The 24,379-nt window shown below is 72.0% G+C and carries 24 protein-coding genes; 12 read left to right on the top strand and 12 right to left on the bottom strand.

Annotated features, from left to right (window positions below; genetic code table 11):
* Positions 1 to 17 precede the first annotated feature (17 nt).
* The 3 genes from EUA06_RS06885 to EUA06_RS06875 all read left to right on the top strand — a co-directional run bounded on the left by EUA06_RS06885 (position 18) and on the right by EUA06_RS06875 (position 4,282).
* Positions 18 to 1,163: a glycosyltransferase gene (locus tag EUA06_RS06885; protein ID WP_129474263.1), complete on the top strand. Its 1,146-nt coding sequence runs from the start codon at positions 18 to 20 to the stop codon at positions 1,161 to 1,163.
* Positions 1,160 to 2,155 carry a YihY/virulence factor BrkB family protein gene (locus tag EUA06_RS06880; protein ID WP_129474262.1) on the top strand — a complete coding sequence of 332 codons (996 nt, stop codon included), beginning with the start codon at positions 1,160 to 1,162 and terminating at the stop codon, positions 2,153 to 2,155. The genes EUA06_RS06885 and EUA06_RS06880 overlap by 4 nt, the downstream gene beginning before the upstream one ends.
* Positions 2,156 to 2,236: 81 nt before the next feature.
* Positions 2,237 to 4,282, top strand: coding sequence for an Ig-like domain repeat protein (locus EUA06_RS06875; RefSeq protein ID WP_129474261.1), 2,046 nt, complete (start codon positions 2,237 to 2,239; stop codon positions 4,280 to 4,282).
* Here EUA06_RS06875 and EUA06_RS06870 read toward each other — a convergent pair.
* The 4 genes from EUA06_RS06870 to EUA06_RS06855 are packed head-to-tail and all read right to left on the bottom strand — an operon-like array spanning position 4,266 to position 6,674.
* Complete coding sequence (locus tag EUA06_RS06870; protein WP_129474260.1) at positions 4,266 to 4,925, bottom strand: HAD family hydrolase; 660 nt, start codon at positions 4,923 to 4,925, stop codon at positions 4,266 to 4,268. The two genes, EUA06_RS06875 and EUA06_RS06870, sit on opposite strands and share 17 nt — an antisense overlap.
* Positions 4,922 to 5,395, bottom strand: a complete 474-nt coding sequence (locus tag EUA06_RS06865) for a PTS sugar transporter subunit IIA (RefSeq protein WP_129474259.1) — start codon at positions 5,393 to 5,395, stop codon at positions 4,922 to 4,924. The genes EUA06_RS06870 and EUA06_RS06865 overlap by 4 nt, the downstream gene beginning before the upstream one ends.
* Positions 5,392 to 5,622 (bottom strand): PTS sugar transporter subunit IIB, encoded by a 231-nt coding sequence (locus EUA06_RS06860; protein ID WP_129474258.1) that lies wholly within the window; start codon positions 5,620 to 5,622, stop codon positions 5,392 to 5,394. The genes EUA06_RS06865 and EUA06_RS06860 overlap by 4 nt, the downstream gene beginning before the upstream one ends.
* Positions 5,622 to 6,674, bottom strand: a complete 1,053-nt coding sequence (locus EUA06_RS06855; RefSeq protein ID WP_242497998.1) for an SIS domain-containing protein — start codon at positions 6,672 to 6,674, stop codon at positions 5,622 to 5,624. Before EUA06_RS06855 ends, EUA06_RS06860 begins: the two co-directional genes overlap by 1 nt.
* A gap of 97 nt (positions 6,675 to 6,771) precedes the next feature.
* Between EUA06_RS06855 and EUA06_RS06850 the strand changes: the two genes are divergently transcribed.
* The 3 genes from EUA06_RS06850 to nagA are packed head-to-tail and all read left to right on the top strand — an operon-like array spanning position 6,772 to position 9,945.
* Complete coding sequence (locus EUA06_RS06850; protein ID WP_129474257.1) at positions 6,772 to 7,551, top strand: GntR family transcriptional regulator; 780 nt, start codon at positions 6,772 to 6,774, stop codon at positions 7,549 to 7,551.
* Complete coding sequence (locus tag EUA06_RS06845) at positions 7,548 to 8,816, top strand: PTS transporter subunit EIIC (RefSeq protein ID WP_129474256.1); 1,269 nt, start codon at positions 7,548 to 7,550, stop codon at positions 8,814 to 8,816. The genes EUA06_RS06850 and EUA06_RS06845 overlap by 4 nt, the downstream gene beginning before the upstream one ends.
* A 1-nt stretch (position 8,817) precedes the next feature.
* On the top strand, positions 8,818 to 9,945 hold the full coding sequence (nagA, locus tag EUA06_RS06840) for an N-acetylglucosamine-6-phosphate deacetylase (RefSeq protein ID WP_129474255.1): 1,128 nt from the start codon (positions 8,818 to 8,820) through the stop codon (positions 9,943 to 9,945).
* Positions 9,946 to 9,948: 3 nt separating this feature from the next.
* Here nagA and EUA06_RS06835 read toward each other — a convergent pair whose 3' ends face one another.
* Genes EUA06_RS06835 through EUA06_RS06825 form a run of 3 tightly spaced genes read right to left on the bottom strand, consistent with a single transcriptional unit; the run spans position 9,949 to position 13,145 of the window.
* Entirely contained in the window at positions 9,949 to 10,875 is a 927-nt protein-coding gene (locus EUA06_RS06835; RefSeq protein ID WP_207208235.1) for a carbohydrate ABC transporter permease, read from the bottom strand.
* The gene (locus tag EUA06_RS06830) at positions 10,872 to 11,816 is read right to left on the bottom strand and encodes a carbohydrate ABC transporter permease (RefSeq protein WP_129474254.1); all 945 of its coding nucleotides are present in this window, start codon (positions 11,814 to 11,816) and stop codon (positions 10,872 to 10,874) included. Before EUA06_RS06830 ends, EUA06_RS06835 begins: the two co-directional genes overlap by 4 nt.
* Before the next feature lie 3 nt (positions 11,817 to 11,819).
* Positions 11,820 to 13,145, bottom strand: coding sequence for an ABC transporter substrate-binding protein (locus EUA06_RS06825; RefSeq protein ID WP_207208234.1), 1,326 nt, complete (start codon positions 13,143 to 13,145; stop codon positions 11,820 to 11,822).
* Between the two features lie 165 nt (positions 13,146 to 13,310).
* Here EUA06_RS06825 and EUA06_RS06820 point away from each other — a divergent pair, with 165 nt between their 5' ends.
* From EUA06_RS06820 to EUA06_RS06810, 3 genes are read left to right on the top strand one after another with little or no spacing between them, the layout of a single operon-like run.
* Positions 13,311 to 15,335 (top strand): beta-galactosidase, encoded by a 2,025-nt coding sequence (locus tag EUA06_RS06820; RefSeq protein WP_129474252.1) that lies wholly within the window; start codon positions 13,311 to 13,313, stop codon positions 15,333 to 15,335.
* The gene (locus EUA06_RS06815) at positions 15,335 to 16,162 is read left to right on the top strand and encodes a DeoR/GlpR family DNA-binding transcription regulator (protein ID WP_129474251.1); all 828 of its coding nucleotides are present in this window, start codon (positions 15,335 to 15,337) and stop codon (positions 16,160 to 16,162) included. The genes EUA06_RS06820 and EUA06_RS06815 overlap by 1 nt, the downstream gene beginning before the upstream one ends.
* Positions 16,159 to 18,285, top strand: a complete 2,127-nt coding sequence (locus EUA06_RS06810; protein ID WP_129474250.1) for an alpha-galactosidase — start codon at positions 16,159 to 16,161, stop codon at positions 18,283 to 18,285. The genes EUA06_RS06815 and EUA06_RS06810 overlap by 4 nt, the downstream gene beginning before the upstream one ends.
* Positions 18,286 to 18,299: 14 nt before the next feature.
* Here EUA06_RS06810 and EUA06_RS06805 read toward each other — a convergent pair whose 3' ends face one another.
* Entirely contained in the window at positions 18,300 to 18,608 is a 309-nt protein-coding gene (locus tag EUA06_RS06805; protein WP_129474249.1) for a hypothetical protein, read from the bottom strand.
* 36 nt (positions 18,609 to 18,644) lie between these two features.
* Between EUA06_RS06805 and EUA06_RS06800 the strand changes: the two genes are divergently transcribed.
* Positions 18,645 to 19,253, top strand: a complete 609-nt coding sequence (locus EUA06_RS06800; RefSeq protein ID WP_129474248.1) for a class I SAM-dependent methyltransferase — start codon at positions 18,645 to 18,647, stop codon at positions 19,251 to 19,253.
* Between the two features lie 55 nt (positions 19,254 to 19,308).
* Here EUA06_RS06800 and EUA06_RS06795 read toward each other — a convergent pair whose 3' ends face one another.
* On the bottom strand, positions 19,309 to 19,557 hold the full coding sequence (locus tag EUA06_RS06795) for a hypothetical protein (protein ID WP_129474247.1): 249 nt from the start codon (positions 19,555 to 19,557) through the stop codon (positions 19,309 to 19,311).
* Positions 19,558 to 19,580: 23 nt separating this feature from the next.
* Positions 19,581 to 20,480, bottom strand: coding sequence for a mycothiol conjugate amidase Mca (mca, locus tag EUA06_RS06790; protein WP_129474246.1), 900 nt, complete (start codon positions 20,478 to 20,480; stop codon positions 19,581 to 19,583).
* A 38-nt stretch (positions 20,481 to 20,518) separates the two neighbouring features.
* Here mca and EUA06_RS06785 point away from each other — a divergent pair, with 38 nt between their 5' ends.
* Together EUA06_RS06785 and greA are read left to right on the top strand one after the other, a co-directional pair.
* Positions 20,519 to 20,908, top strand: a complete 390-nt coding sequence (locus EUA06_RS06785) for a DUF4307 domain-containing protein (protein ID WP_165354287.1) — start codon at positions 20,519 to 20,521, stop codon at positions 20,906 to 20,908.
* Between the two features lie 219 nt (positions 20,909 to 21,127).
* On the top strand, positions 21,128 to 21,619 hold the full coding sequence (gene greA, locus EUA06_RS06780; RefSeq protein ID WP_129474244.1) for a transcription elongation factor GreA: 492 nt from the start codon (positions 21,128 to 21,130) through the stop codon (positions 21,617 to 21,619).
* Positions 21,620 to 21,807: 188 nt separating this feature from the next.
* Here greA and ilvA read toward each other — a convergent pair whose 3' ends face one another.
* The gene (gene ilvA / locus EUA06_RS06775; protein WP_129474243.1) at positions 21,808 to 23,016 is read right to left on the bottom strand and encodes a threonine ammonia-lyase; all 1,209 of its coding nucleotides are present in this window, start codon (positions 23,014 to 23,016) and stop codon (positions 21,808 to 21,810) included.
* Positions 23,013 to 24,377, bottom strand: a complete 1,365-nt coding sequence (locus EUA06_RS06770; RefSeq protein ID WP_242497997.1) for an AI-2E family transporter — start codon at positions 24,375 to 24,377, stop codon at positions 23,013 to 23,015. Before EUA06_RS06770 ends, ilvA begins: the two co-directional genes overlap by 4 nt.
* Positions 24,378 to 24,379 lie beyond the last annotated feature (2 nt).

Below are 24,379 nucleotides of genomic sequence, written 5' to 3'. Positions count from 1 at the left end.
CTACCTAGGGTGCGGGCATGCGGATCCTCTGCACCTTCGTCGGCGGGCACGGCCACCTCACCCCGCTGCTGCCGCTCGCGCGCGCCGCCCGGGACGCTGGGCACGAGGTGCTGATCGCCGGGTCGGGCGGCCTGGTCCCGGCGATCGAGGCGGCCGGGTTCCGAGGGTTCGCGACCAGCCCACCCCGCCACCATGACGGAGCTGCTGCGGACGGCACCACCACCCCGCTGGAGGTGACCGGTGCGCGGGCGGCGCAGGTCGAGTTCGCCGCGAACTTCGCCTCGCGCGGGGCGCGCCGGATGGCCGCCGCCGTGTCCGACCTGCTGGAGGAGCACCGGCCCGACCTCGTGCTGCGCGACGAGACCGACCTCGGCAGCACGATCGCCGCCGAGCTCCACGGCGTCCCGGTCGCCACCCACCTCGTGCTCGCATCGGGGCTCCTCGTCCGGCCCGAGCTCGTCGCACCCGAGCTCGACGCCGTGCGGGCCGAGCACGGACTGGCACCGGACCCGGACCTGACGCGGCTGACGTCCGGCCCGGTGCTGTCGGACTTCCCGCCGTCCTTCCGCAGCCCGGACGCGCCGCTGACGGTCCACCCGCTGCACTACCGGTCAGCGACGCCTGTGCGCGGACGTCGTACGACATCGAGGCCGACGGTCTACGCCACGCTCGGCACCATCTTCAACAAGACCTCGGGCGACCTCTTCGAGCGGCTGGCCGCGGGGCTGGGCGGCCTGGACGCCGACGTCGTGGTCACGATCGGCCGCGAGCTGGACCCGGCCACGTTCGGCCCGCAGCCCGCACACGTGCGGATCGAGCGGTTCGTCCCGCAGGCCGAGGTCCTGGCCGGGGCCGACCTCGTCGTGAGCCACGGCGGCTCCGGCAGCCTGATGGCCGCACTGGCCCACGGCCTGCCGTCGGTGCTGCTGCCCCTGGGCGCGGACCAGCCGCACAACGCGCTGCGCGCCGACGAGCTCGGCGTCGCGACGACGCTCGACGCCGCCACCGCCAGCCCTGCCGAAATCCGTGACGCCGCACGGGCAGTGCTCGGCGACGACACGATGGCCGAGCGGTGCCGGGAGGTCGCCGACGAGCTCGCGTCGCTGCCGCCCGTGGGCGCAGCCGTCGCCACGCTCGAGGACGCCCTTAGGGTGCGGCCATGACGACCGCACGCACCGTCCCCGTCACCACCGAGATGGACGGTGACGAGCTCGACGCGCTCGACGCCTGGCACCTCGCGCGGCAGCACGGGCTGCGGACGATCGCGGTCGAGTCGTTCGTGCGGTTCCGCTACGGCGACGGCTTCACCAACTCGCGCGCGCTCGCGCTGCAGGCGTGCCTCGCCGTGGTGCCGTTCCTCCTCGCCCTCACCGGGCTCGCGGCCGACCTCGACGAGGAGCGCCCGGCCGCCGTGGTGGCCCACGTCGTCGACTCCCTCTCCCCCGGCGCCGGCGACAGCGACGCGCTGGCCTCGGCGGTCGAGAAGTCCGACGAGGCCGAGAAGGCGGGTGAGGTCGCCCTCGTGCTCGGCCTCGGCTTCGCGCTCCTGTCGATGACGACCGCGATGGCGCAGGTCGAGCGCGGGGCCAACCGCATCTACGGCATCCGTCGCGACCGCAAGGCCCTCGCGAAGTACGGCCGCGCGGCAGTGCTGACGGCCGTGCTGGCCGTGCCCGTCGGCATCGGCTTCGTGATGATCGTCGGCGGCGCCGCGCTCGGCGAGGCGATGGTCGACAACTACGGCTGGTCCGACACGACCGAGGACTGGTGGAACGTCCTGCGCTGGCCGGTCGGGCTCGGCCTGCTCGTCCTCACCATCGCCGTCCTCCTCGACCACGCCCCGCGGCGCCGTCAGCCCGCACTGTCGTGGCTGGCGCTGGGCTCGGGGATCGCGGTGGTGCTGAGCGCGATCGCGACCCTCGGGCTGGCGGCGTACGTCTCCTTCAGCGGCTCGTTCGGCAGCGTGTACGGCCCGCTGGCGGGCGTCTTCGCGCTGCTGCTGTGGGCGCTGCTGTCGTCGATCGCGTTCTTCTACGGCACCGCGGTCTGCGCGCAGCTCGAGGCACTCCGGGCGAGCGAGCCCTCGCCGGCGCTCGACGACCCCGGCCGGCCGCACGCCCACACCGTGGGCGACCGACCGGCCGAGGACACGTAGTCACATCGGGTGGTCCGACGCGGTTCGACTGCGTCATGGGCGATGCGCCCCTAGCGTTCCCCCGATCCTCGAGGAGCTTCCATGCATCGTCTGGCCGTGCGTCTCGGCATGCCCGCCCTGTCCGTCCTGCTCACGCTGGGAAGCGTGTCCGGTGTCCCCGTCTCCGCCCAGGCCGCGCCCGCAGGTGCGAGCGACGTCGACCTCGACCACCCCGCGCGGGGTGCGCAGGCCGTACGCCTCCTCGGGAGCGACCTCGACGACGCGGCCGCCGGCAACGACATGTCCTCCGCCGAGCTGACCGAGCTGCTGACGACCGACCCGTCGGCGTGGGTCGACACCAGCGGCGCGGTGTTCTTCCTCGACGGGACCGCCACGGCACCGGCCGACGATCCCGTCGTCGCCGAGGCGCCGCTCGACCAGACCTTCCTGCTGCACAGCAAGCCCGGCTCGACGAAGACGATCTACCTCGACTTCAACGGCGGCACCGCCAGCGGCACGGGGTGGCACGCCAGCTACCCGACGACGCCGACCACGCAGCCGGCGTGGGACCCCGCCGGCAACGGCGCGGCCTTCAGCGACGCCGAGCTCACCTCGATCCAGACGATCTGGCAGTACGTCGCCGAGGACTACGCGCCCTTCGACGTCGACGTGACCACGGCCGACCCCGGCCCCGCGGGCATCCACCGGTCGAGCGCCCTCGACCCGGCCTACGGCTCGCACGTCCTCATCACGCCGAGCGTCGGCGCGCAGGAGGCGATCTGCCCGGGCGGGTGCGGCGGCGTGGCCTACATCAACGTCTTCAACACGATCAACGGCGGCGGCGCGGGCGCTGCCGGAGACGGGTACGGCTACCGGCAGCCCGCCTGGGTCTTCCCGCACAGGCTCGGCAACTCCCCCAAGAACATCGCCGAGGCGGCCACCCACGAGGTCGGGCACAACTTCGGCCTGCGGCACGATGCCAACGCCACGCAGTCCTACGACCGCGGCCACGGCGCATGGGCGCCGATCATGGGTGTCGGCTACGACCGCCCGATCAGCCAGTGGAGCAAGGGCGACTACCTCGGCGCCACCAACCGGGAGGACGACGTCGCGATCATCCGCGCCATCGCCGGCTCCCGCGTCGACGAGGCCCCGGTCTCGTTCGTCGGCGCGCCGCCGCTCCCGACCGGGACGGCGTACGTCACCCACCGCGCGGACGTCGACACCTTCGTCCTCGGCGACTGCGCCGGCACCGTGACGGTCACCGCCAGCCCGCTGCCGTCGCAGGCGAACCTCGACATCGAGCTGAAGGTGCTCGACGGCCGCGGCCAGGTGGTCGCCACCGCCGATCCCGCGTCGGCACAGACCTCGCTCACCACGGCCTCCGGCATGGGCGCCTCGCTCTCGCTCTCCCTCGACCGAGGCATCTACTTCGTCTCGGTGGACGGCGCCGGCAACGGCGCCTGGAGCGTGGGGTACGACGACTACGGCTCGCTGGGTGCCTACACGCTCGTGTCGTCGGGCTGCGACGCCTCGACGCTCCCGCTGCCGACCGCGACGACCCTCGTGGCCTCCGCCACCGACCGCACGGTCACGCTCGCAGCCACGCCCTCGTCGACACTGGGACCGCTGGTGGGCGACGTGGTCTTCCGCGAGGGGACCACCGTGGTGGGCACGCAGCCGCTCGGCCAGGTCCCGGCCGTCCTCACCCTGGCGTCCGTGGCTCCCGGCACGCACACCTACACCGCGACCTTCGTCCCCCTCGGGATCACGCACCTCGGCTCGGTGTCGCCCGCTGGCACCGTCACGACCGCCGATCCGGTCGTCCAGCCCGCCACCCCCTCCGGCCCCACCGCACCCGGCGTGGCCGTGTCCGCGAGCACGACGTCGATCAAGGCGCCGCGGAAGGCGAGGGCCGGCACCCGACCGACGATCACGGTGGCGGTGAAGCGCGGCACGGCGGCCGCTGCCGGCACCGTCGTCGTGAAGGTGGGGAAGAAGTCCAGGACGCTGACCCTGGAGGCCGGCAGGGCGAAGCTCCGGCTGCCGCGGCTGAAGGGGCGCACGGTGAGGATCACCGCGCGCTACCTAGGAGACCCGAGCACGACCGCGTCGTCGGCGAAGCGGACGGTCAAGGTCGTCGGCTGACCCGACCCAGGAGCGGGGCCAGCGGACGCAGGTCGGCGTGCACCTCCGCTGCTCCCGCGGCGAGCAGCGCATCGGCCCCGTGGGTCGTCGCGATGCCCATGACACGGCGTACGCCGGCGGCGCGGGCAGCGCGGATCCCGGCCGGCGAGTCCTCGGCCGCGACGGCCGCCGTCGGATCCGCGCCCAGTCGCTCGCAGGCCAGGGCGAAGCCCTCCGGGTCGGGCTTGCCCGCGACCACGTCGAGGGCGGTGACCACCAGGTCGACGCTGTCGAGGCCGAGCCCGAGCGAGGTGAGCGAGCGCTCCACCCACGGCGGTCCGGCGGACGTCACGATCGCGAGCGGCGTCCGTGTCGAGCGGGCCGCGAGGACCAGCTCACGCGCGCCGAGGACCGGAGCCGGGTCCTCGTCGGGCACGTGGGCCAGCACCTCGTCGAGCACGGCCTGCGGGTCCAGCCCCGTCCACGGGCCGGGCTCGGTGGCGAAGACGTCGAGCGCCCGCCGGCCGGTGAACATGTCGAGGTCGGGCACGTCCCAGTCCTTGGCCGCGAAGAAGAGCTCGTAGCCGCGCCGGTGCAGCGGCTCGGAGTCGACCAGCGTGCCGTCGAGGTCGAGCAGGAGGGCCGAGACCCGGGTCGACGTCATGGAGCGGTGAAGAGCAGGTCGCCCGCGGCGACGGCGCTGCCGACCGCCTCGCTCGTCACCGAGCCCTTCTCGCCGTCCATCAGCACGATCGGCACCACCGGCGAGACGTCCTGACCTGCTGCGGACGTCGGGAGCGCCGACGGGTCCCACGTGATCATCGGGTCGCCTGCGGCGACCTCGGCGCCCTGCTCGGCGTGGACCTCGAAGCCCTCGCCCTCGAGCCGGACGGTGTTGATGCCGAGGTGCACGAGCACCCCGATCCCCTCGCCCATCACCACGAACGCGTGCGGGAGGACCTTGAGGACCGTGCCGGCGATCGGCGAGACGACGGTCGTGGTGCCGCCGTCGGGCTCGACGACCGGTTCGATGGCCACGCCGGGGCCGACCATCTCCTCCGCGAAGACCGGGTCGGGCACGTCGGCCATCGCGATGACGCGACCGGGGCAGGGAGCCAGCACTGGCTGGGTCACATCAGGTCCTCGATGTCGTCCGCGAGGTTGTCGGCCTCGGGACCGACGACGACCTGGACGACCGTGCCGCTCGCCATCACGCCGTGCGCGCCGGCGGCCTTGAGGGCGGCCTGGTCGACCAGGGACCCGTCCTTGACCTCGGTGCGGAGGCGGGTGATGCAGGCCTCGATCTCGACGACGTTGTCGGCGCCGCCGAGGCCGGCCAGGATCTGCTCTGCCTTGCTCATCAGTTGTTCCTCTCGCTGAACTCTGTCTGGGTGACCTTGTTGAGGCCACGGGGGTTGTCGGGGTCGAGGCCCATCCGCAGGGCCATCTGCTCGATCATCACCTGTGCGGGCACGATCGACGCGATGGGCTCCACGGTCTCGGGCAGGTCGGAGCCGGCGAGGTGGAGGTCGCAGCGCTCGGCGAACGCCGCCGTGCCACCGATGCCGAGCACCCGCGCGCCGCGGCCCTGGAGGTCGCCGACGAGGTCGGCCATCGGCTCGGCCAGCGGTCCGTGGGCGGCACCGACGAGCACGGCGAGCAGGCCGTCGGACACGACGGAGATCGGGCCGTGGCGCAGGTCGGCGTACGAGTAGCCGCGCACGGGACGCAGGCACGTCTCCTCCATCTTGAGCGCCGTCTCGAGGGCGGTGCCGAGGAGCAGGCCGCGTCCCGACACGACCACCCGGTCCGCTCCGGCGAGCGCCTCCGAGGCGGCCGCCACGTCGGCGGCGAGGAGGCCCTCGACGGCGTCGGGCACACGGTGGAGGTCGTCGGCGAGGGTCGATCCGGACAGCGCGTCGACCAGGACGCCGAGGGCGACCAGCTGGGTGAGGTACGTCTTCGTGGCCGGCACCGCGAGCTCCGGACCGGCCTGCGTCACCAGGGCGACGTCGGCGGACGACGCGAGCGGCGACCCCGCGACGTTGGTGACCCCGACCGTCGCGGCCCCGCAGGAGCGCGCCCACTCCTGCGTCTCGACGATCTCCGTCGTCGAGCCGGACTGCGAGACCGACACGACGACGGTGTCGGAGAGGTCGAGCCGCGCCCGGTAGTGGGTCGCCACGCTCGGCGCGGCGAGCCCCGCCGGGACACCGGCGACGACCTCGAGCAGGTAGCGGCCGTAGATCGCGGCGTTGTCACTCGATCCGCGGGCCACGAGCAGCACGCGGCGCCGACCGTCGGCCAGCTCGCGCAGGCGGGCCCGCTCGGGCAGCAGGTGGTCGAGGGTGCGCCGGGCGGCCGCCGGCTGCTCGGCGATCTCGGCGGCCATCCGGGTGGTCGTGCTGTTCATCGCGGTTCCTTGACAACGTCGGTGCGTCGGAGCCATGCTCTCCAACTGGTACGTACCAGACCGTACCAATGGATCGCTCAGACGTCGAGAGGACGACATGGCCAAGAGGCTCGAGCCGGGCCCCCGCCCCAAGCACGTCCAGCTCAGCGACGTGCTGGCGGAGCTCGCGACGCGCGACCTCGGCCCGGGCGCCGCGATCCCGTCGGAGCGCGAGCTGATGGCGACGTACGACGTCTCGCGCGCCACCGTCCGCAAGTCGATCGACAGCCTCGTGGCCGGCGGCCTCCTCGAGAAGATCCACGGCAAGGGCACCTTCGTCGCCAGGCCCCGCGTCGAGACCCACCTCCACCTCGCGTCGTTCTCCGACGACATGCGTCGGCGCGGGCTGGTCCCGTCGACCCGGCTGATGCGGGTCGACGAGGAGCGTCCGCCGCCGGAGGTGGTGAAGTCCCTCCGACTCGGCGCCCGCGGCACGGCGTGGCGCATCGACCGCGTGCGCCTCGCGGACGGGCAGCCGATGGCGATCGAGCAGGGGTGGTACCCCCGGTCGCTGCTGCCCGACCTCGACACCGAGGACCTCACCGGCTCGCTCTACACGCTCTTCGCCGAGCACTACGGCCTCGTCATCGACGCCGCCGAGCAGACGCTGTGGGGCGAGGCCGCCGAGGGCGCGACCGCGCGCCGCCTCGAGGCGGCGGCCCACACTCCGCTGCTCGTCTTCCGGCGCGTCTCGAGCGCGTCCGGCCGACCGGTCGAGCACGTCGTCTCGCGCTACCGCGGCGACCGCTACCAGGTCCACATGAGCCTCGGTGCCACTCCGGGCACCACAGGGAAGAACACGAAGAAGAGCACCACCGGAAGGAAACGGTCCCCATGACCACAACGGACGCCGCCTCGGGCGGCACCAGCACGAAGCGAAAGATCAACCTGGCGCCGGTCCAGAAGTTCGGGCGCAGCCTGATGCTCCCGATCGCAGCGCTGCCGGTCGCGGCCCTCATGCTGCGGCTCGGCCAGCCCGACCTGCTCGGCGCCGACGGCCTGGGCTGGGTCGACGTCGCCGCCGTCATCGGCGCGGCCGGCAACGCGCTCTTCGCGAACCTGCCGCTGCTCTTCGCCGTCGGCATCGCGATCGGCATGGCGCGCAAGGCCGACGGTTCGACTGCCCTTGCCGCGGTCGTCGGCTACCTCGTCTTCAAGGGGGTCGGCGACGCGATGTCGCCGGTGATCCTCGGCCTGCCCGAGGGCGACGCCGAGCAGGAGCTGATCAACTACGGCGTCCTCGGCGGCATCGTCACCGGCCTGGTCAGCGCGTGGCTCTGGCAGCGCTACCACCGGATCAGCCTGCCGCCGTACCTCGCCTTCTTCGGTGGGCGCCGATTCGTCCCGATCATCACCTCCTTCGCGATGCTGGTGATCGCGGTGCTGATGAGCTTCGTCTACCCCGCCTTCGACACCGGCATCAACGCGCTCGGCGAGTGGGTCACCGACAACTCCGTGCTCGGCGCGTTCGTCTACGGCACGCTCAACCGCCTGCTGATCCCGCTCGGCCTGCACCACATCCTCAACAACCCCCCGTGGTTCGTCTTCGGCTCCTACACCGACGGCAACGGCGAGGTCTGGACGGGCGACATCGCCCGCTTCCTCCACGGCGACCCGACGGCGGGCGCGTTCATGACCGGGTTCTTCCCGATCATGATGTTCGCCCTCCCCGCCGCCGCGCTCGCCATCTGGCACGAGGCGAAGCCGCAGAACAAGAAGCTCGTCGGCGGCATCATGCTGTCTGCCGCGCTGACGTCGTTCCTCACCGGCGTCACCGAGCCGCTCGAGTTCGCGTTCATGTTCGTCGCGTTTCCGCTCTACGTCATCCACGCACTCCTCACCGGCTCGTCGATGGCGCTGACCAACGCGCTCGGCATCAAGGACGGCTTCGGCTTCTCGGCCGGGCTGTTCGACTATCTGCTCAACTTCAACATCGCCACGAAGCCGCTGCTGATCATCCCGATCGGCCTGGCGTACGCGGTCGTCTACTACTTCCTGTTCCGGTTCGTGATCCGGAAGTGGAACCTGCGGACCCCCGGTCGCGAGGACGACGACGAGACCGGTGCGTCGAACCCGATGCTCGAGCAGGACAACAAGGCCTGACGTGATCGTCACGGCCTCACAGGTGGTCACCCCGGCGCGGATCCTCGCGCCGGGGTGGCTGCACCTCGACGGCGACCGCATCGTCGAGGTCGGCGAGGGCGCGCCACCGCGTGCTCCCGACGTCGACCTCGGTGGCACCGTCGTCCCCGGGTTCGTCGACCTCCACGTGCACGGCGGCGGCGGCGCGTCCTTCGAGAGCGGTACGTCGGACGCGGCAGACGTGGTGGCCGCCACCCACCTCGCCCACGGCACCACGTCGATGGCGGCGAGCCTGGTCACCGACACCCGCGAGAGGATGGTCGACGCCGTGCGCGAGCTGGCCCTGCTCGTGCAGGACGGCCGGCTCGCCGGCGTCCACCTCGAGGGCCCCTGGCTGAGCCCGCAGCGCTCCGGCGCCCATCAGCCGGGCTCGCTCACCACGCCCGACCCGGCGTCGGTCGACGCCCTCCTCGCCGCCGGCGACGGCGCGGTGCGGATGGTCACCATCGCCCCCGAGCTGCCCGGCGGCATCGACGCCGTGCGGCGCCTCGTCGACGCCGGCGTGCTCGCCGCGATCGGACACACCGACGCGACGTACGACGAGGCGCGTGCCGCCCTCGACGCGGGCGCCCGACTCGGGACCCACCTCTTCAACGCGATGCGCCCGCTCCACCACCGTGACCCCGGCCCGGTCGGCGCACTCCTCGACTCCCCCGTCGACGTCGAGCTCATCGCCGACGGCGTGCACCTGCACCCGGCCCTGCTGCGCACCGTGTTCGCGGCCAAGCCCGGTCGGTGCATCCTGGTCACCGACGCGATGGCGGCCGCGGGCGCGCCCGACGGCGACTACGCACTCGGCCAGATGGCCGTCGAGGTCCGCGAGGGCGTCGCCCGGCTCGCCTCGCCGGACGGCGACGGCGCGATCGCCGGCTCGACGCTCACCATGGATGCGGCTGTGCGCCTCGCCGTACGCTCGGCCGGGCTCCCGCTGCTCGACGTCGTCCACGCGGCGAGCACCGCGCCCGCGCGAGCCTGGGGGCTCGGCGAGGTCGGGGCCCTCGAGGCGGGTCGGCGGGCGGACCTGGTCGTGCTCGACGGCGACCTCGAGGTGGTCAGGGTGATGCGCGCCGGGGCGTGGGCGACGCGCTGAGCCTCAGCCCTTCGTCGAGCCCAGCGTCAGGCCCGAGACGAACTGCTTCTGCAGCGCGAAGAACACCACGAGCACCGGCAGGGCGACGATGATCGAGCCCGCCGCGACCAGGTTGGTGTCGGTGAAGAACTGCCCGCGCAGGTTGTTGAGGGCCGACGTCACCGGGAGCTTGTCGCCCTGCTGGATCAGGACGGTCGCCCAGAAGAACTCGTTGTAGACCCACGTGACCTGCAAGGTGGCCAGCGCCGCCAGCGCGGGGCGCACGAGCGGCATCGTCAGCTGCCAGTACTGGCGCCACACGCTCGCCCCGTCGAGCTCGGCGGACTCGTAGATCTCGTGCGGGAGCGTCTTCATGTAGTTGCTCAGCACGAACGTGCAGAAGCCGAGCTGGAAGGCCGTGTTGACCAGGATCAGTGCCCAGAAGCTGTTGAGCATCGAGCCCGAGTCGCTCATGAAGAGCGGCAGCGGGACCTCGCGGAACATCCGGAAGACCGGGATGAGGAGGGCCTGCGGAGGCAGCAGGTTGGCAGCGAGGAAGACGCCCAGCAGGGCGAGGTTGAAGCGGTAGCTGAAGCGGGCGAGCACGAACGCCACCATCGAGGACAGCAGCAGCGTCAGCAGCACGGCAGGGATGGTGATGAGCAGCGAGTTCTTCATGTGCAGGCCGAAGTTGGCCTGCGTCCACGCCTGCTCGTAGTTGCTGGTGGTCCACCCGCCGAAGGAGAGGTAGCCGTTGGCCTGGGTGTAGGCGTACTCGCGGAAGGAGTTGATCAGCGCCCAGAGGAGCGGGAAGAGCCAGGCGAGCGCGAGCAGGGCCATGATCACCGTGGCGACGGTCCCGCGCCGCTTGCTCATCACGCCGCCCTCCCGGCGCTTCGGGGCCGTGTCCTTGGTGGCGGGTGGTGCGGCGACCGCTGTCCCTGTCGTCATCGGTTGCGCTCCTCGCGGAAGACGGTCCGCAGGTAGAGGGTGATGAAGATCGAGGAGATCAGCATCATGATCACGGCCAGCGCCGAGCCGAACCCGTAGCGGGTCGCCTCGCCGATGACGTTCTGGGCCACGAGCGCACCGATCACCTCGAGGCCGTTGCGTCCCTTGTTGATCACCCAGACCAGGTCGAAGGCGCGCAGCGACTCGATGACCACGATCACGACGACGACCATGTTGATCGGGCGCATGACCGGGAAGATCACGTGGAAGAAGGTCTTGACCTCACTGGCCCCGTCGACAGCGGCGGCCTCGCGCAGGCTGGCGTCGACCCCCTTCAGGCCCGCCAGGTAGATGAGCATGATGTAGCCGGTGTGTCGCCATGCGGTGGCGACGAGGACCGCCCACAGGTTGATGTCGGGGTCGCCGTACCAGTCCACCTGGGAGCCGAACACGTCGTTGATGAGTCCCTGGTCGCGGGAGTAGAAGAGCTGCCAGATGAACCCGATCAGGGCCAGGGACAGCACGACCGGCATGTAGAACGCGGTCTGGTAGAACCGGCTGCCCTTCATCTCGCGGTCGAGCACGACCGCGAGCAGCATGCCGAGCACCGTCGGGAAGACGAAGAGGAACGCCAGCCAGATCAGGTTGTGCCGCACCGCCGGCCAGAAGGCCGGATAGATGGTGAAGATGTCCTGGTAGTTCTGGACGCCGACCCACTCGATCGTGTCGAGGTCGCCGAACCCGTTCCACTTGCCGAAGGACAGCACCACCGAGAGCAGCGCCGGCACCCAGACCAGCAGGACCACGAGCACCAACGGGATGGCGACCATCGTGATGACGGTCGCCCGGTCCCGCGTCGGCAGCTTCTTCTCGCGGCCCTGGACCGGCGCCACGGTCTTCTCGGGCTCGGTGGACAGTGGCGCCTCGTCGATGTGGGTCATGGCTCAGCCGAAGATCGAGTTGGCCTGCTCCTGGATGCTGGCCGTCACTCCGTCGATGTCGTCCGGGTCCTTCAGGAACGCCTGGATCGACGGGATCATGACCGTGTTGGCGAAGTCGGCGTTGGTGTCGCGGTCCATGAACTGCGCGATGTTGGCCGCCGCTCCCACGACCTCGGCCGACTTCTTCTGCAGGTCGCTGTAGGTCGAGGTGCTCGCACCCTCGTTGGCCGCGATGAACGGCGCGTCCGCGGCGTTGTTGCCCGCGTCGGCCGCAGCGGCGCTGCCCAGCCACTTCGCCATCGCCTTGCCGGCGTCCTGGTTCTGGCCCGCAGAGGCGACGCAGAAGCCGTCGATCGGGGCGTCGAGCGCGTCGGAGCCGATGGAGGAGTCCAGCTCGGGGAAGGTGAAGAAGTCGAGGTCCTCGCCGTTCTCGCCGAGGGCGTCCACGACGAAGGTGCCGAGGAGGTACATGCCGCACTCGCCCTTGCCCATCGACGTCGCAGCCTCCTGCCAGGTGCGACCCAGCGGGTCGGCCTGGTGGTAGGGCAGCAGCTTGCGCCAGGTGTCGAAGACGCCCTTGACCTCGTCGCCGTCCCACGCCTCGTCCCCGGCCATCAGGCTCATGTGGAAGTCGAAGCCGTTGAGGCGCATGTTGAGGATGTCGAAGGTGCCCATGGCGGGCCACCCGTCCTTGTCACCGAAGGCGAACGGGGTCACGCCCTTGCCCTGCATGTCGTCCATCAGGGCCATGAAGTCGTCGTTGGTGCTGGGCGGCGCCCAGCCGTTCTTCTCGAAGACCGACTTGCGGTAGAAGACGGCCCACGGGTAGTAGCTGATCGGCACGAAGTACTGCTTGCCGTCGGGGGCGGTCGCGGCCTGCTTGAACGAGTCGTTGAGCCCGTCGATCGGCCACTGGTCGCTGAGGTCGGTGATCAGCCCGGCCTCGGCGAACTGCGCCATACGGAAGCCGGCGAACCACGTGAAGACGTCGTCCGGGGTGCCCTGGAGGTAGGTGTTGATGCTCTCCTGGAAGGTGTTGTGGTCGACCGCGTTGAGGTCGACCGTGGTGCCCGACTCCTGCTGGTAGGCCTTGGCGATCGCCGCGAGGCGGTCGTGCGCCGCGCCGACGCCCTCGGCCTCGTTGATGCCGAACTTCACGGTGGCGCCGGAGCCCGTGGCGGGGCCGGAGTCACCACCGCAGGCGGCCAGCAGGCTGGCCCCGCCCACGGCGAGACCGCTGAGCCCGATGCCCCGGAGGACGTTGCGGCGCGTCGCCGCCATGGTGGCGACGGTGGAGCGGGGAATGGCAGTGGATGTGGTGCGGGACACGACGGCCTCCTGGAGACAAAACCCAACAAGGATGCACAGCATGTGACGATCGGCACAGCCTCGTCAAGGGTCCAGGGGTCACAGTTCGCACCACTTCAAACATTTCTCAACGCTTTTCCACCGTCGAGCGTTGACTTTGACATGTGAGCGTGACCACAGTTGCGCATGCCGAGTTCCCTGCCTGCTCTGGCCTTCGGTGGCGACTACAACCCGGAGCAGTGGCCACCTGCCGCCCACGTCGAGGACCGCGCCCTGATGCGTGAATCCGGCGTCGACCTGGTCACGCTGGGGGTGTTCTCGTGGGCGTGGTTGCAGCCCACGCCCGACACCTGGGACTTCGCCTGGCTCGACCGCCAGATGGACGACCTGCACGAGGCAGGCATCCGCGTCGACCTCGCGACCGCCACCGCCTCGCCGCCGCCGTGGCTCACCCACCGGCACCCGGAGATCCTCCCCGTCACCGAGGACGGGCGCACGCTCTCCCCGGGTGGCCGGCAGGCCTTCTGCCCGAGCTCGCCGGTCTACCGCGAGCACGCGCTGGCGCTCTGCACGGCCCTCGCCGAGCGCTACCGGGACCACCCGGCGCTGGCGCTCTGGCACGTCTCCAACGAGCTCGGCTGCCACAACGCCCGCTGCTACTGCGACGTCAGCGCGGCGGCCTTCCGCACCTGGCTGCGTCGCAGGTACGACGATGACGTGGCCCGCCTCAACGACGCGTGGGGCACGGCCTTCTGGTCGCAGCGCTACGACGACTTCGAGCAGGTGCTCCCGCCGCGCATCGCGCCGACGCACGCCAACCCCACCCAGCAGCTGGACTTCCGGCGCTTCTCCTCCGACCAGCTCCTGGACAACTTCGTCGTCGAGCGCGACGTGCTGCACCGGATCTCCCCCGGCGTGCCGGTGACCACCAACTTCATGGTGATGCGCCAGACCATCGAGATGGACTACCTGCGCTGGGGCCGCGAGCTCGACATCGTCTCCAACGACCACTACCTGATCTCCGCCGAGGAGGGCGGCCACCGAGAGCTGGCCTTCAGCGCCGACCTCACCCGCGGCACCGCCGGCGGCAGGCCGTGGCTGCTGATGGAGCACTCCACCAGCGCGGTCAACTGGCAGCCGCGCAACCGCGCGAAGCTCCCCGGCGAGATGATCCGCAACAGCCTGGCCCACGTCGCCCGCGGCGCCGACGCGGTCCTGTTCTTCCAGTGGCGCGCCTCCCGCGCCGGCGCCGAGAAGTTCCACTCGGGCCTGCTCCCCCACGCCGGCACCGACACCCGGCAGTGGCGCGAGGTGGTCGAGCTCTCGCAGCTCCTCGACGCCGTCGAGGAGGTCGCCGGCAGCGTGCCGCGCAACGAGGCCGCGATCCTCTTCGACTACGAGGCGTGGTGGGGGTGCGAGCTCGACTCCCATCCCAGCATCGACGTCCGCTACCGCGACCGGGCCGAGGACCTGCACCGCGCGCTCACGGCGCAGGGCGTCGGCGTGGACGTCGTGCACCCGAGCGCCGACCTGTCGGCGTACCGCCTCGTCGTGGTGCCCACGCTCTACCTCGTCAGCGACGCCACGGTGGCCGCGATCACCGCCGCCGCGGACGCCGGGGCGACCGTGGTGGTCACCTACTTCAGCGGGATCGTCGACGAGCACGACCACATCCGGCTCGGCGGCTACCCCGGCGCCTTCCGCGAGCTCCTGGGGGTGCGGACGACCGAGTTCCTGCCGCTGCTCGAGGGACAGCGCGTGGGGGTCCAAGGGCTGGGCGACTCGTCGGTCGACGCCGACATCTGGGCCGAGGACCTCGAGCTGGCCGGCGCCGAGGCGGTCGCGTCCTACGTCGACGGGCCGGCCGCCGGGCTGCCGGCCGTCACCCGGAGGCAGGTGGGATCCGGGACGGCGTGGTACGTCGCCACCCACCTCGACGCCGACGGCACCGACCGGCTCGTCGAACGGCTCGTCCGCGAGGCCGGGGTCGAGCGACTCCCCGGAGCGTCACCGCTGGTCGAGGTGACCCGACGCGTCGGTGACGACGCGAGCTGGCTGTTCGTGATCAACCACGGCGCCGTCGAGGCGGAGGTCCCCGTGCACGGCGTCGACCTGGTCGGCGACCGCGAGGTCGCCGGAGACCTGCGAGTCCCGGCAGGCGGTGTCGCCGTGGTCCGCGAGCACGCCGTCCCGGCTGCCCGGAGGCCCTGATGCTCGCGGCGCAGCGACGGGGGCGGATCCTGTCCGAGCTGAGCCGCGACGGCACGGTGCGCGTCACCGACCTCGTGGAGCTGCTGGGCGTCTCCGACATGACCGTCCGTCGCGACCTCGTGGCACTGCACCGCGAGGGCCTCCTCGAGAAGGTGCACGGCGGTGCGCTCGCCGTCGCCGAGCCGTCCTCGTCGGAGCCGGGCTTCGCCGCGAAGTCCGTGCAGCGACGGCGCGAGAAGGAGGCGATCGCCGCCGCGGCGGCCGAGCTGGTGCATCCGGGCATGGCCATCGCCGTGTCGGCCGGCACCACGACGCACGCGCTGACCGGGCACCTCGCCCGCATCCCCGACCTCACCGTCGTCACCAACTCGGTCTGGGTCGCCGACGTCCTGCACCGCACGGGCGACCCGACCACCTCGGTGCTGCTGACCGGCGGGCTCCGCACCCCCTCCGACGCACTCGTCGGTCCGGTCGCGGTCGCATCGCTGCGCAGCCTCCACGTCGACGCCTTCTTCATGGGCGTGCACGGGATGGACGTCCGGGCCGGCTTCAGCACCCCCAACCTCCTCGAGTCCGAGACCAACCGGGCCATGATCGAGCGATCCCGCCGGCTGATCGTCTGCGTCGACTCCAGCAAGTGGGGTGTCGTCGGGCTCAGCAGCATGGCCGGGCTCTCCGCGGCCGCGGTGCTGGTCACCGACTCCGGCCTCCCCGCACAGGCCAGCGGTGCGCTGGCCGACCACGTCGGCGAGCTGGTCGTCGTCGACCCGATCGACGACGACGAGGACGAGCTGGACGACGCCGGACGCGTGCGGGAGGACGCGTGAGGGTCGTGCACCTCACCCGCGCCGGCGTGAGCCTGGTGCTGGGCCGCGACGACGCCGGGATCCCGTCGGTCCTGCACTGGGGCGCCGCCCTCGGCGACCTCGACGACGACGCCCTGGCCGCGATGGCCGCGGCCCGGAGGCCGGGCATCTCGCGCTCGTCCTACGACCTCCCCCGCACCACGGGGCTCGTCCCCGACGGCACGCGTGGCTTCGCCGGCACCCCGGCGCTGGAGGGCCACCGGATCGGCGGCAGCGCCACGGCAGCGGCGCCCAGCCTGGTCGACTGGGACGTCAGTGCGGGTGACAGTGCCGTCACCTGCACCTCCAGCGACACGGAGGCAGGCTGGGACGTCACCGTCCAGCTCGCCCTCGACGACGGCGGCCTGCTGCACGCGCGTACGTCGGTCACCAACGCGGCCGACGGCGACCTCCACCTCGCCACCGTCCTCACCGCGCTGCCGGTCGCGGCGCACGCGAGCGAGCTGCTCGACCTCACCGGGCGCTGGTGCAAGGAGCGCTCACCCCAGCGGCACCCGTGGGTGCAGGGCACCCACCGCCGCGACGCCCGCCACGGGCGGACCGGCCACGACGCCACCCTCCTCCTGGTCGCCGGCACGCCCGGCTTCACCTTCGGGACGGGCGAGGCCTGGGCCGTCCACACCGCCTGGAGCGGCAACCACACGACCTACGCCGAGCGCACCCCCGAGGGCGACTGCCTGGTCGGTGGCGGCGAGCTGCTCTCCCCCGGCGAGGTGGTGCTCGCTCCCGGCGAGACCTACCGCTCCCCCTGGCTGCTCGGATCGTGGTCGCCGGCCGGCCTCGACCCGCTGAGCCACCGCTTCCACGCCCACCTGCGGGCCGTGACGCCCCGCGCGCGCACCGAGCGGCCGGTGATCGCCAACACATGGGAGGCGGTCTACTTCGACCAGTCGATCGAGCGCCTGGCCGAGCTCGCCGACGTGGCCGCCTCGGTCGGGGTGGAGCGGTTCGTCCTCGACGACGGGTGGTTCCTCGGCCGTCGCGACGACACCGCGGGCCTGGGCGACTGGACCGTCGACGCGTCTGTCTGGCCCGAGGGGCTCGGACCGCTGGTCGAGCACGTCACAGGTCGCGGCATGGAGTTCGGGCTGTGGGTCGAGCCGGAGATGGTCAACCTCGACTCCGAGGTGGCGCGCACCCATCCCGAGCGGGTCCTGCGCGGGCGCGATGAGGCACCGCCCGAGTGGCGGCAGCAGCAGGTCCTCGACCTCCAGGACGACGGGGCGTACGCCGACCTCCGCGCCGCCCTGCTGGCGCTCCTCGACGACCTCGACATCGCCTACCTCAAGTGGGACCACAACCGCGACCTCACCGACGTCACCCACGCCGGCCGCCCGGCCGTGCACGGGCAGACGCTGGCGGCGTACCGGCTCCTCGACGAGCTGCGCGACGCGCACCCGACGCTGGAGATCGAGTCCTGCTCCTCCGGCGGCGGTCGCGTGGACGCCGAGGTGCTGATCCGCACCGACCGGATCTGGCCCAGCGACACCAACGATCCCCTCGAGCGGCAGCACCTGCAGCGGTGGACCTCACTGCTCGTGCCACCCGAGCTGATGGGATCGCACGTCGGGCCGGCCACCTCGCACACCACGGGCCGCACCCACGCGCTGCGCTACCGCGCGGCGACGGCGCTGCTCCACTCCTTCGGCATCGAGTGGGACATGACGCGCCTCGACGAGGCGGGCCTGGCCGAGCTGCGGTCGTGGATCGACCTGCACAAGCGGGTCCGTCCGCTCATCGGCACCGGCGCGCTGGTCCACCCCGACCACCCGGACCCGGCCGTCATGGTCACCGGCGTCGTCGCGGCGGACCGCTCGGAGGGGTGGTACGTCGTCGCCACCGTGGCGGCGACCGCCACCCAGCACCCTGCTCCCCTCCGCCTCACCGGGCTCGACCCCGACCGCTCCTACCGGCTCGCGGAGGAGCTGCCACGCACCGGAGGCGCGGACCTGTCCGGCGGGTGGTCCGCCTCGGGCCTCGTGCTGTCAGGCCGCGTGCTGGAGACGGCCGGGGTGGCGCTGCCGGTGCTGGACCCCGAGGAGGCCCGCGTGCTGCGCGTGGTCGCCGACGACCCGCGCGCCTAGGGTCGTCGGCCTGGTCAGCAGCCGAGCTGGTCGGCCAGTCGCTGCTGCTGGTCCGACAACGGCACGGGATCGCCGTCGTCGTCGGCCTCGATGCCAGAGATGCCCGAGAAGAGGGTGCAGTAGATCACCTCGGTGTTGACGCGGTCCTGGTGCGTCTCCCACGCGGTGATGCCCGAGAAGGTGGCGATGGCGACGGCACACGCGACGACGGTCCACAGGAGGGGCTGCGAGCTGCGCTCGCCCTCGACTGGCTCGGGCGAACCGCCGGCCCGCGGCGGCCTGGGCGGCTTGGCGGACTCCATGATGTCGCGGGAAGCATCCATGGGTCGCACCCTAGATCGGGCACCTAGGCTGACCGCATGGACGCGCAGGCATGGGACCAGCGGTACGCCGCCAGCGACCTCGTCTGGTCGCGCGAGCCCAACCAGTTCGTGGCCGCCGAGCTCGGCGACCTGCCGCCCGGGACGGCCGTCGACCTCGCGGCGGGCGAGGGTCGCAACGCGATCTGGCTCGCGTCGCGCGGCTGGAAGGCCCACGCCGTCGACTTCTCGCAGGTCGCGCTCGACAAGGGCGCGCAGGCGGCCGATGGCCTGGACGTGACGTGGACCTGCGCCGACGCCACGAGGTGGCAGCCGGACGAGCCGGTGGACCTCGTGGTGATGGCCTACTTCCAGGTCCCGGCCGACGATCGGCGCCGGGCGGTGCGCGGCGCGCACGCGATGCTGCGCCCGGGCGGCACGCTGCTGCTCGTCGCGCACGACTCGACCAACATCGCCGAGGGCACCGGCGGCCCGCAGGACCCGTCGGTCCTGATGACCGCGGAGGACGTGCTCGCCGACCTCGACGGCCTCGAGGTCGAGGTGGTGCGCGCGGAGCGGGTGGCGCGCGAGGTCAGCCGATCCGACGAGCACGGCGGCGAGGAACGGCGTACGGCCTGGGACTGCCTCGTGCGGGCCGTCCGCCGCTGAGCCGGGGCTCGAGCGGTGGTGGAGCCACGTTCCTGCACTCAGGAATGTGGCTGGATCACCGCTCGTCGGTGGTCGACGGCGTGTCGGCCCTGTCGTCGCGGTTGACCGGCTCGTCGCCGAAGAGGCCGGCGTCCTTGTTCGCCTGTGCCCTGCGCAGCTGCCTGACCAGGCTGAAGCCGATGACGACAACCGCGATGATCATGAAGATCCACAGCGCGAACCCCAACGGACCCGCCTTCACCGCGGTCGGGTCGGGGGCCTTGTCCGTGAACGCGGACAGCGAGACGATCAGCAGGTCGGACATGCCCCCAGTCTCCCACTCCGTGGTCAGGGAGCGGGGATCGGGATGCCGGCGAAGAGGTCGTCCTCCGGCAGCGTGCTCTCGACGGTCGACGAGACCAGCTCGTAGTCCTCGGTGGGCCACACCGTCTGCTGGATCTCACGCGGGATCGCGAACCACATGCCGTCGGGGTCGATCTGGGTGGCGTGGGCGAGCAACGCCTGGTCGCGCACCCCGAAGTAGTCCCCGCACGGGACCTTCGTGGTGATCCGGTCGTCCCAGTCGGGCTCGCGGTCCCACTTCTCGAGCCGCTCCGCGTAGGGCGACTCGAGGCCGTGGTCGAGCATCGCCCGGTGCAGGGCGTCGGTCTTCGCCCAGCTCCAGCCGTGGTGGTAGTAGAGCTTCATCGGCTGCCACGGCTCGCCGGCGTCGGGATACCGCTCCGGGTCTCCGGCCGCCTCGAAGGCCGCGACGGAGACCTCGTGGCAGCGGATGTGGTCGGGGTGCGGGTAGCCCCCGCGCTCGTCGTACGTCGTCATGACGTGCGGGCGGAACTCGCGGATCAGCCGCACCAGGCGCTCGGCCGACTCCTCCAGCGGGACGAGCGCGAAGCAGCCCTCGGGCAGCGGCGGCTTGGGGTCGCCCTCCGGCCAGCCGGAGTCGACGAAGCCGAGCCAGTCCTGCCGGATGCCGAGGATGTCGCGGGCGCGGTGCATCTCCTCACGGCGGATCTCGGAGATGTTCTCCCAGACCTCGGGGCGGTCCATCTTCTCGTTGAGGACCGAGCCGCGCTCGCCGCCGGTGCAGGTCACGACGTGGACGTCGACGCCCTCGGCGACGTACTTCGCGGTGGAGGCGGCGCCCTTGCTCGACTCGTCGTCGGGGTGGGCGTGCACGTGCATGAGTCGGAGACCGGTGCGCGACTGGTCTGCGGGGGGTCGGGCCATGGACTCCATCCTAGGAGCCGCGCCTTAGGCTTCTGACCGTGACCACCGACCTCGCCGACCGCTACGGCACACCCTCACGGTGGCGCCGCCCGACCGCGGTGTCGTTGGCCGCCGTGCTCGCCGTGGTCGGCCTCGGGTGGCTCGGCTGGGCGATGTGGTTCCACACCACGCCCGCGGTCACCTCCGAGCTCGTGTCCTTCGAGGTCATGAGCGACAACGAGACGCGGGCACGACTCGACGTACGCCTCGGCGACGACGCCGAGGCGACCTGCCGGCTGCGCGCGTTCGCCGAGGACCACACGCCGGTCGGCGAGCTCGCCTTCACGCCGGCCGGTGGCACCAACGAGGTCGTGATCCGCACCGAGCGGCGCGCCACCACGGTCGAGAAGCTCGGCTGCACGTCCGAGGGCCAGCCGCGGCCTCGCTGAGTCCGGCCGTGGCCGTACGAACTGCACTTTCGCGCGGGGCTTGCTAATCTGTTCGTTCTGCCCGTCCCGGGTGCGCTGGTCCATGCCACATGAAGGCCCGTGACCGCGCCGACCCCGATCGGACGGACGTACCGAACCACCGACCCGCTCCGGGTGCGCTGGGGCACACCCAGCACTCGACACACACAGCACCCGACAACGCGAAGCAGGAGCAACGACATGACCGACCAGGGCACCGTCTGGCTGACCCAGGAGGCCTACGACAAGCTGCAGGCCGAGCTCGACGACCTCAGGGGCCCCCGGCGCCAGGAGATCATCGAGAAGATCGCCGCTGCGCGCGACGAGGGTGACCTCAAGGAGAACAGCGGCTACCACGCGGCCAAGGACGACCAGGGCAAGCAGGAGGCCCGGATCCGCCAGCTCGAGGACATGATGCGGCGCGCCGAGGTCGGCGAGACGCCCCCCGACGACGGCATCGTCGAGCCCGGCATGGTCGTGACGGTCGACTTCGGCGACGGCGACCACGAGAAGTTCCTCCTCGGTGCCCGCGAGAACCTCGGCGAGGGCGACACGCTCGACGTCTACTCCCCCGAGTCGGCGATGGGCGCCGCGATCAACGGCAAGACCAAGGGCGACCAGGTGTCCTACACCGCGCCCAACGGCAAGGAGCTCAGCGTCACGATCGTCGACGCGGAGCCCTACCGCGCCTGATCCTCACCACCTGAACACCGCCTGGGCGGTGGTCCACCCACATTCCGATCGCTCGGAAGGTGGGTGGATCACCGCCCTTCGGCGTGTCGGGGCGTGTCGGCCGCTGGAGCGGTGGTGGAGCCACCTTCGAGCGCCAACACATGTGGGTGGACCACCGCTCGAAGCAGCACGAGAGGGTCGTACGTCGCTCAGTCGGCGACGCGGTACCCCCGCTGGCGCAGCCGCTCCTTCAGGTGCTCGGCGTGCGCCTCGCCCCGGGTCTCGAGCTGGATGCGCACCTCGACCTCGTTGAGGGTGAGCGAGGGCGAGATCCGTTCGTGGGCGACCTCGAGGACGTTCGCGCCCTCGGCACCGACCTCGGCCAGGAGCGACGCGAGCCCGCCGGGGAGGTCGGGGATATTGACGCGGAGGTAGAGGTAGCGCCCGGCGGCGGCGAGGCCGTGGCGGATCACCTTGCTCAGCAGCAGCGGGTCGATGTTGCCGCCGGAGAGCACCGCGACGGCCGGCGTCTCGAAGCCGCCCGGGTTGTCGAGGAGTGCGGCGACCGCGGCCGCGCCGGCCGGCTCGACGACCTGCTTGGCCCGCTCGACGAGCGCGAGCAGGGCCTGCGACAGCGACTCCTCGGATACCGTGATGATGTCGTCGACGTGGTCACGGACCGCGGCGAACGTGATGTCGCCGGGCCGGCCGACCGCGATGCCGTCGGCCATCGTGCTCATCGACGCCAGCGGCACCGGCTTGCCGGCCGCGAGCGACCCGGGATAGGCCGCGGCGCCTTCGGCCTGCACCCCCACCACGCGCACGTCGGGACGCATCGCCTTGATCGCGATCGCCACCCCGGCGAGCAGCCCGCCACCGCCGGTCGGCACCAGCACCGTGCGTACGTCGGGAGCCTGCTCGAGCACCTCGAGCCCGAGCGTGCCCTGGCCGGCGACGACGTCGGCGTGGTCGAACGGGTGGATGAGGACCGCACCGGTCTCGTCGGCGAAGGCGCGGGCCGCGGCCAGCGAGTCCTCGAGGTAGCGGCCGTGGAAGACCACGTCGGCGCCGTAGCCCCGGGTCGCCTTCTCCTTGGGGATCGGCGCCCCCTCGGGCATGAAGACGGTCGAGCGGATGCCGAGCGTGGTCGCGGCGAGCGCGACGCCCTGGGCGTGGTTGCCGGCGGAGGCGGCCACGACGCCGTGCGCGCGCTCCTCCTCCGACAGGCGGGAGATGCGGACGAAGGCGCCGCGGGCCTTGAACGACCCGGTGCGCTGGAGGTTCTCGCACTTGAGCGACACCGGTCCGCCGACGAGCGCGGAGAGCCAGCGCGACTCCTCCATCGGCGTCGTCACCGTGACACCCTGCAGCACCTCGCGTGCGGCCACGATGTCGGCCAGGCTGACCTGCTCGGTCATCGTCGGTCCTCCTCGTCGTCGTCGGGCGCGTCCGGTCCGGCCAGCGGGCCGTCGTCCGGTGGCGTGCTCGAGGGCGGCGACCCGTCGGGCGCGAGGTCGTCGTCGAGCGCCTCGTCGGGCTCGTCCTCCCCGAGGTCGGTGTAGCTCGCCAAGTGCTGCGCGACGGCGTTGCCGGCCGCAGCGAGCGGTACGGCGATGAGCGCGCCCGCGACACCGGCCACCAGGACGCCACACCCGATGGCGACGATCACGCCCAGCGGGTGCAGCGAGACGAAGCGGCCCATCAGGAAGGGCTGCAGGACGTGGCCCTCGATCTGCTGGACGACGATCACACCCACGAGCATCAGGACAGCGGGCCACGGCCCCTGGTCGACCAGCGCGACCAGGACCGCCACCGACCCGGCGATCGTGGCGCCGATCATCGGTACGAACGCACCGAGGAAGACCAGGACGCCGATGGCGACGACGAACGGCACGTCGAGGAACCAGGCGACCAGCATGATGCCGACCGCGTCGGCCAGGGCGACCAGCACGGTCGCCCGGACGAACTGGGTCAGCGACACCCACGCCACGCGGCCCGACGCATCGACGCGCTCACGCGCCGCGCGCGGGGCGATCCGCACCAGCCACGCCCAGATGCGGTCGCCGTCGGCGAGGAAGAAGTAGGTGGAGAACAGCACGATGAAGAAGCCCGCGACGACATGACCGACCGCGGTGCCGACCTCGGTCACCCGGGTGACCATGCCGTTGGCGCCGGTGCTGTCGGTGACGGCACCCTGCACGCCCTCGAGGTAGCCGTCGAGCTGGGAGTCGGAGACGTGGAGCGGGCCGGTGCGCAGCCAGTCGCGCAGCTGCTGCAGACCTTCGACGACCGAGTCGGCGAGGTCGCTGGCACCCGCGGCGACCTGCTGTCCGACGAAGGTCAGCAGCAGCGCGACCGTGCCGATGCCGAGCACCATGACGATGCCCGTCGCAGCACCGCGCGGCAGGCCGATCCGGCGCAGCAGGTTGACCAGCGGCACCGCGAGGGCGGCGATCAGCAGCGAGACCGCCAGCGGGAGCGTGATCACCGCGAAGTAGCGCAGCGTCCAGAGCAGGCCGAGCCCGGCCGCGGTGATGACGATGAGCCGCCACGCCCACGCCGCGGCGAGGTCGAGCCCCCACGGCACCTGCGCGCGGCTGAAGTTGGACGGGCCGGTGGTGAAGGCGGGCTCCGCGCGGCGCTCGGCCCGCATCTGCGCCCACTGGCTGACGATCCGCTCGCTGAGGCGGTCGTCGTCCTCGCTGCGGGCGAGGGCAGCGAAAAGCCTGCGCCGGCCCGACTCGTCGTCCGTCTCGTCCCGCTCGTCGCCTACGCCCACGC

Origin of the sequence: Nocardioides glacieisoli (genome assembly GCF_004137245.1) — a bacterium.
Classification (GTDB): Bacteria; Actinomycetota; Actinomycetes; order Propionibacteriales; family Nocardioidaceae; genus Nocardioides; species Nocardioides glacieisoli.
Note: the sequence above shows the minus strand (reverse complement) of the source record. Positions and strands in the feature narration are given on the sequence as shown.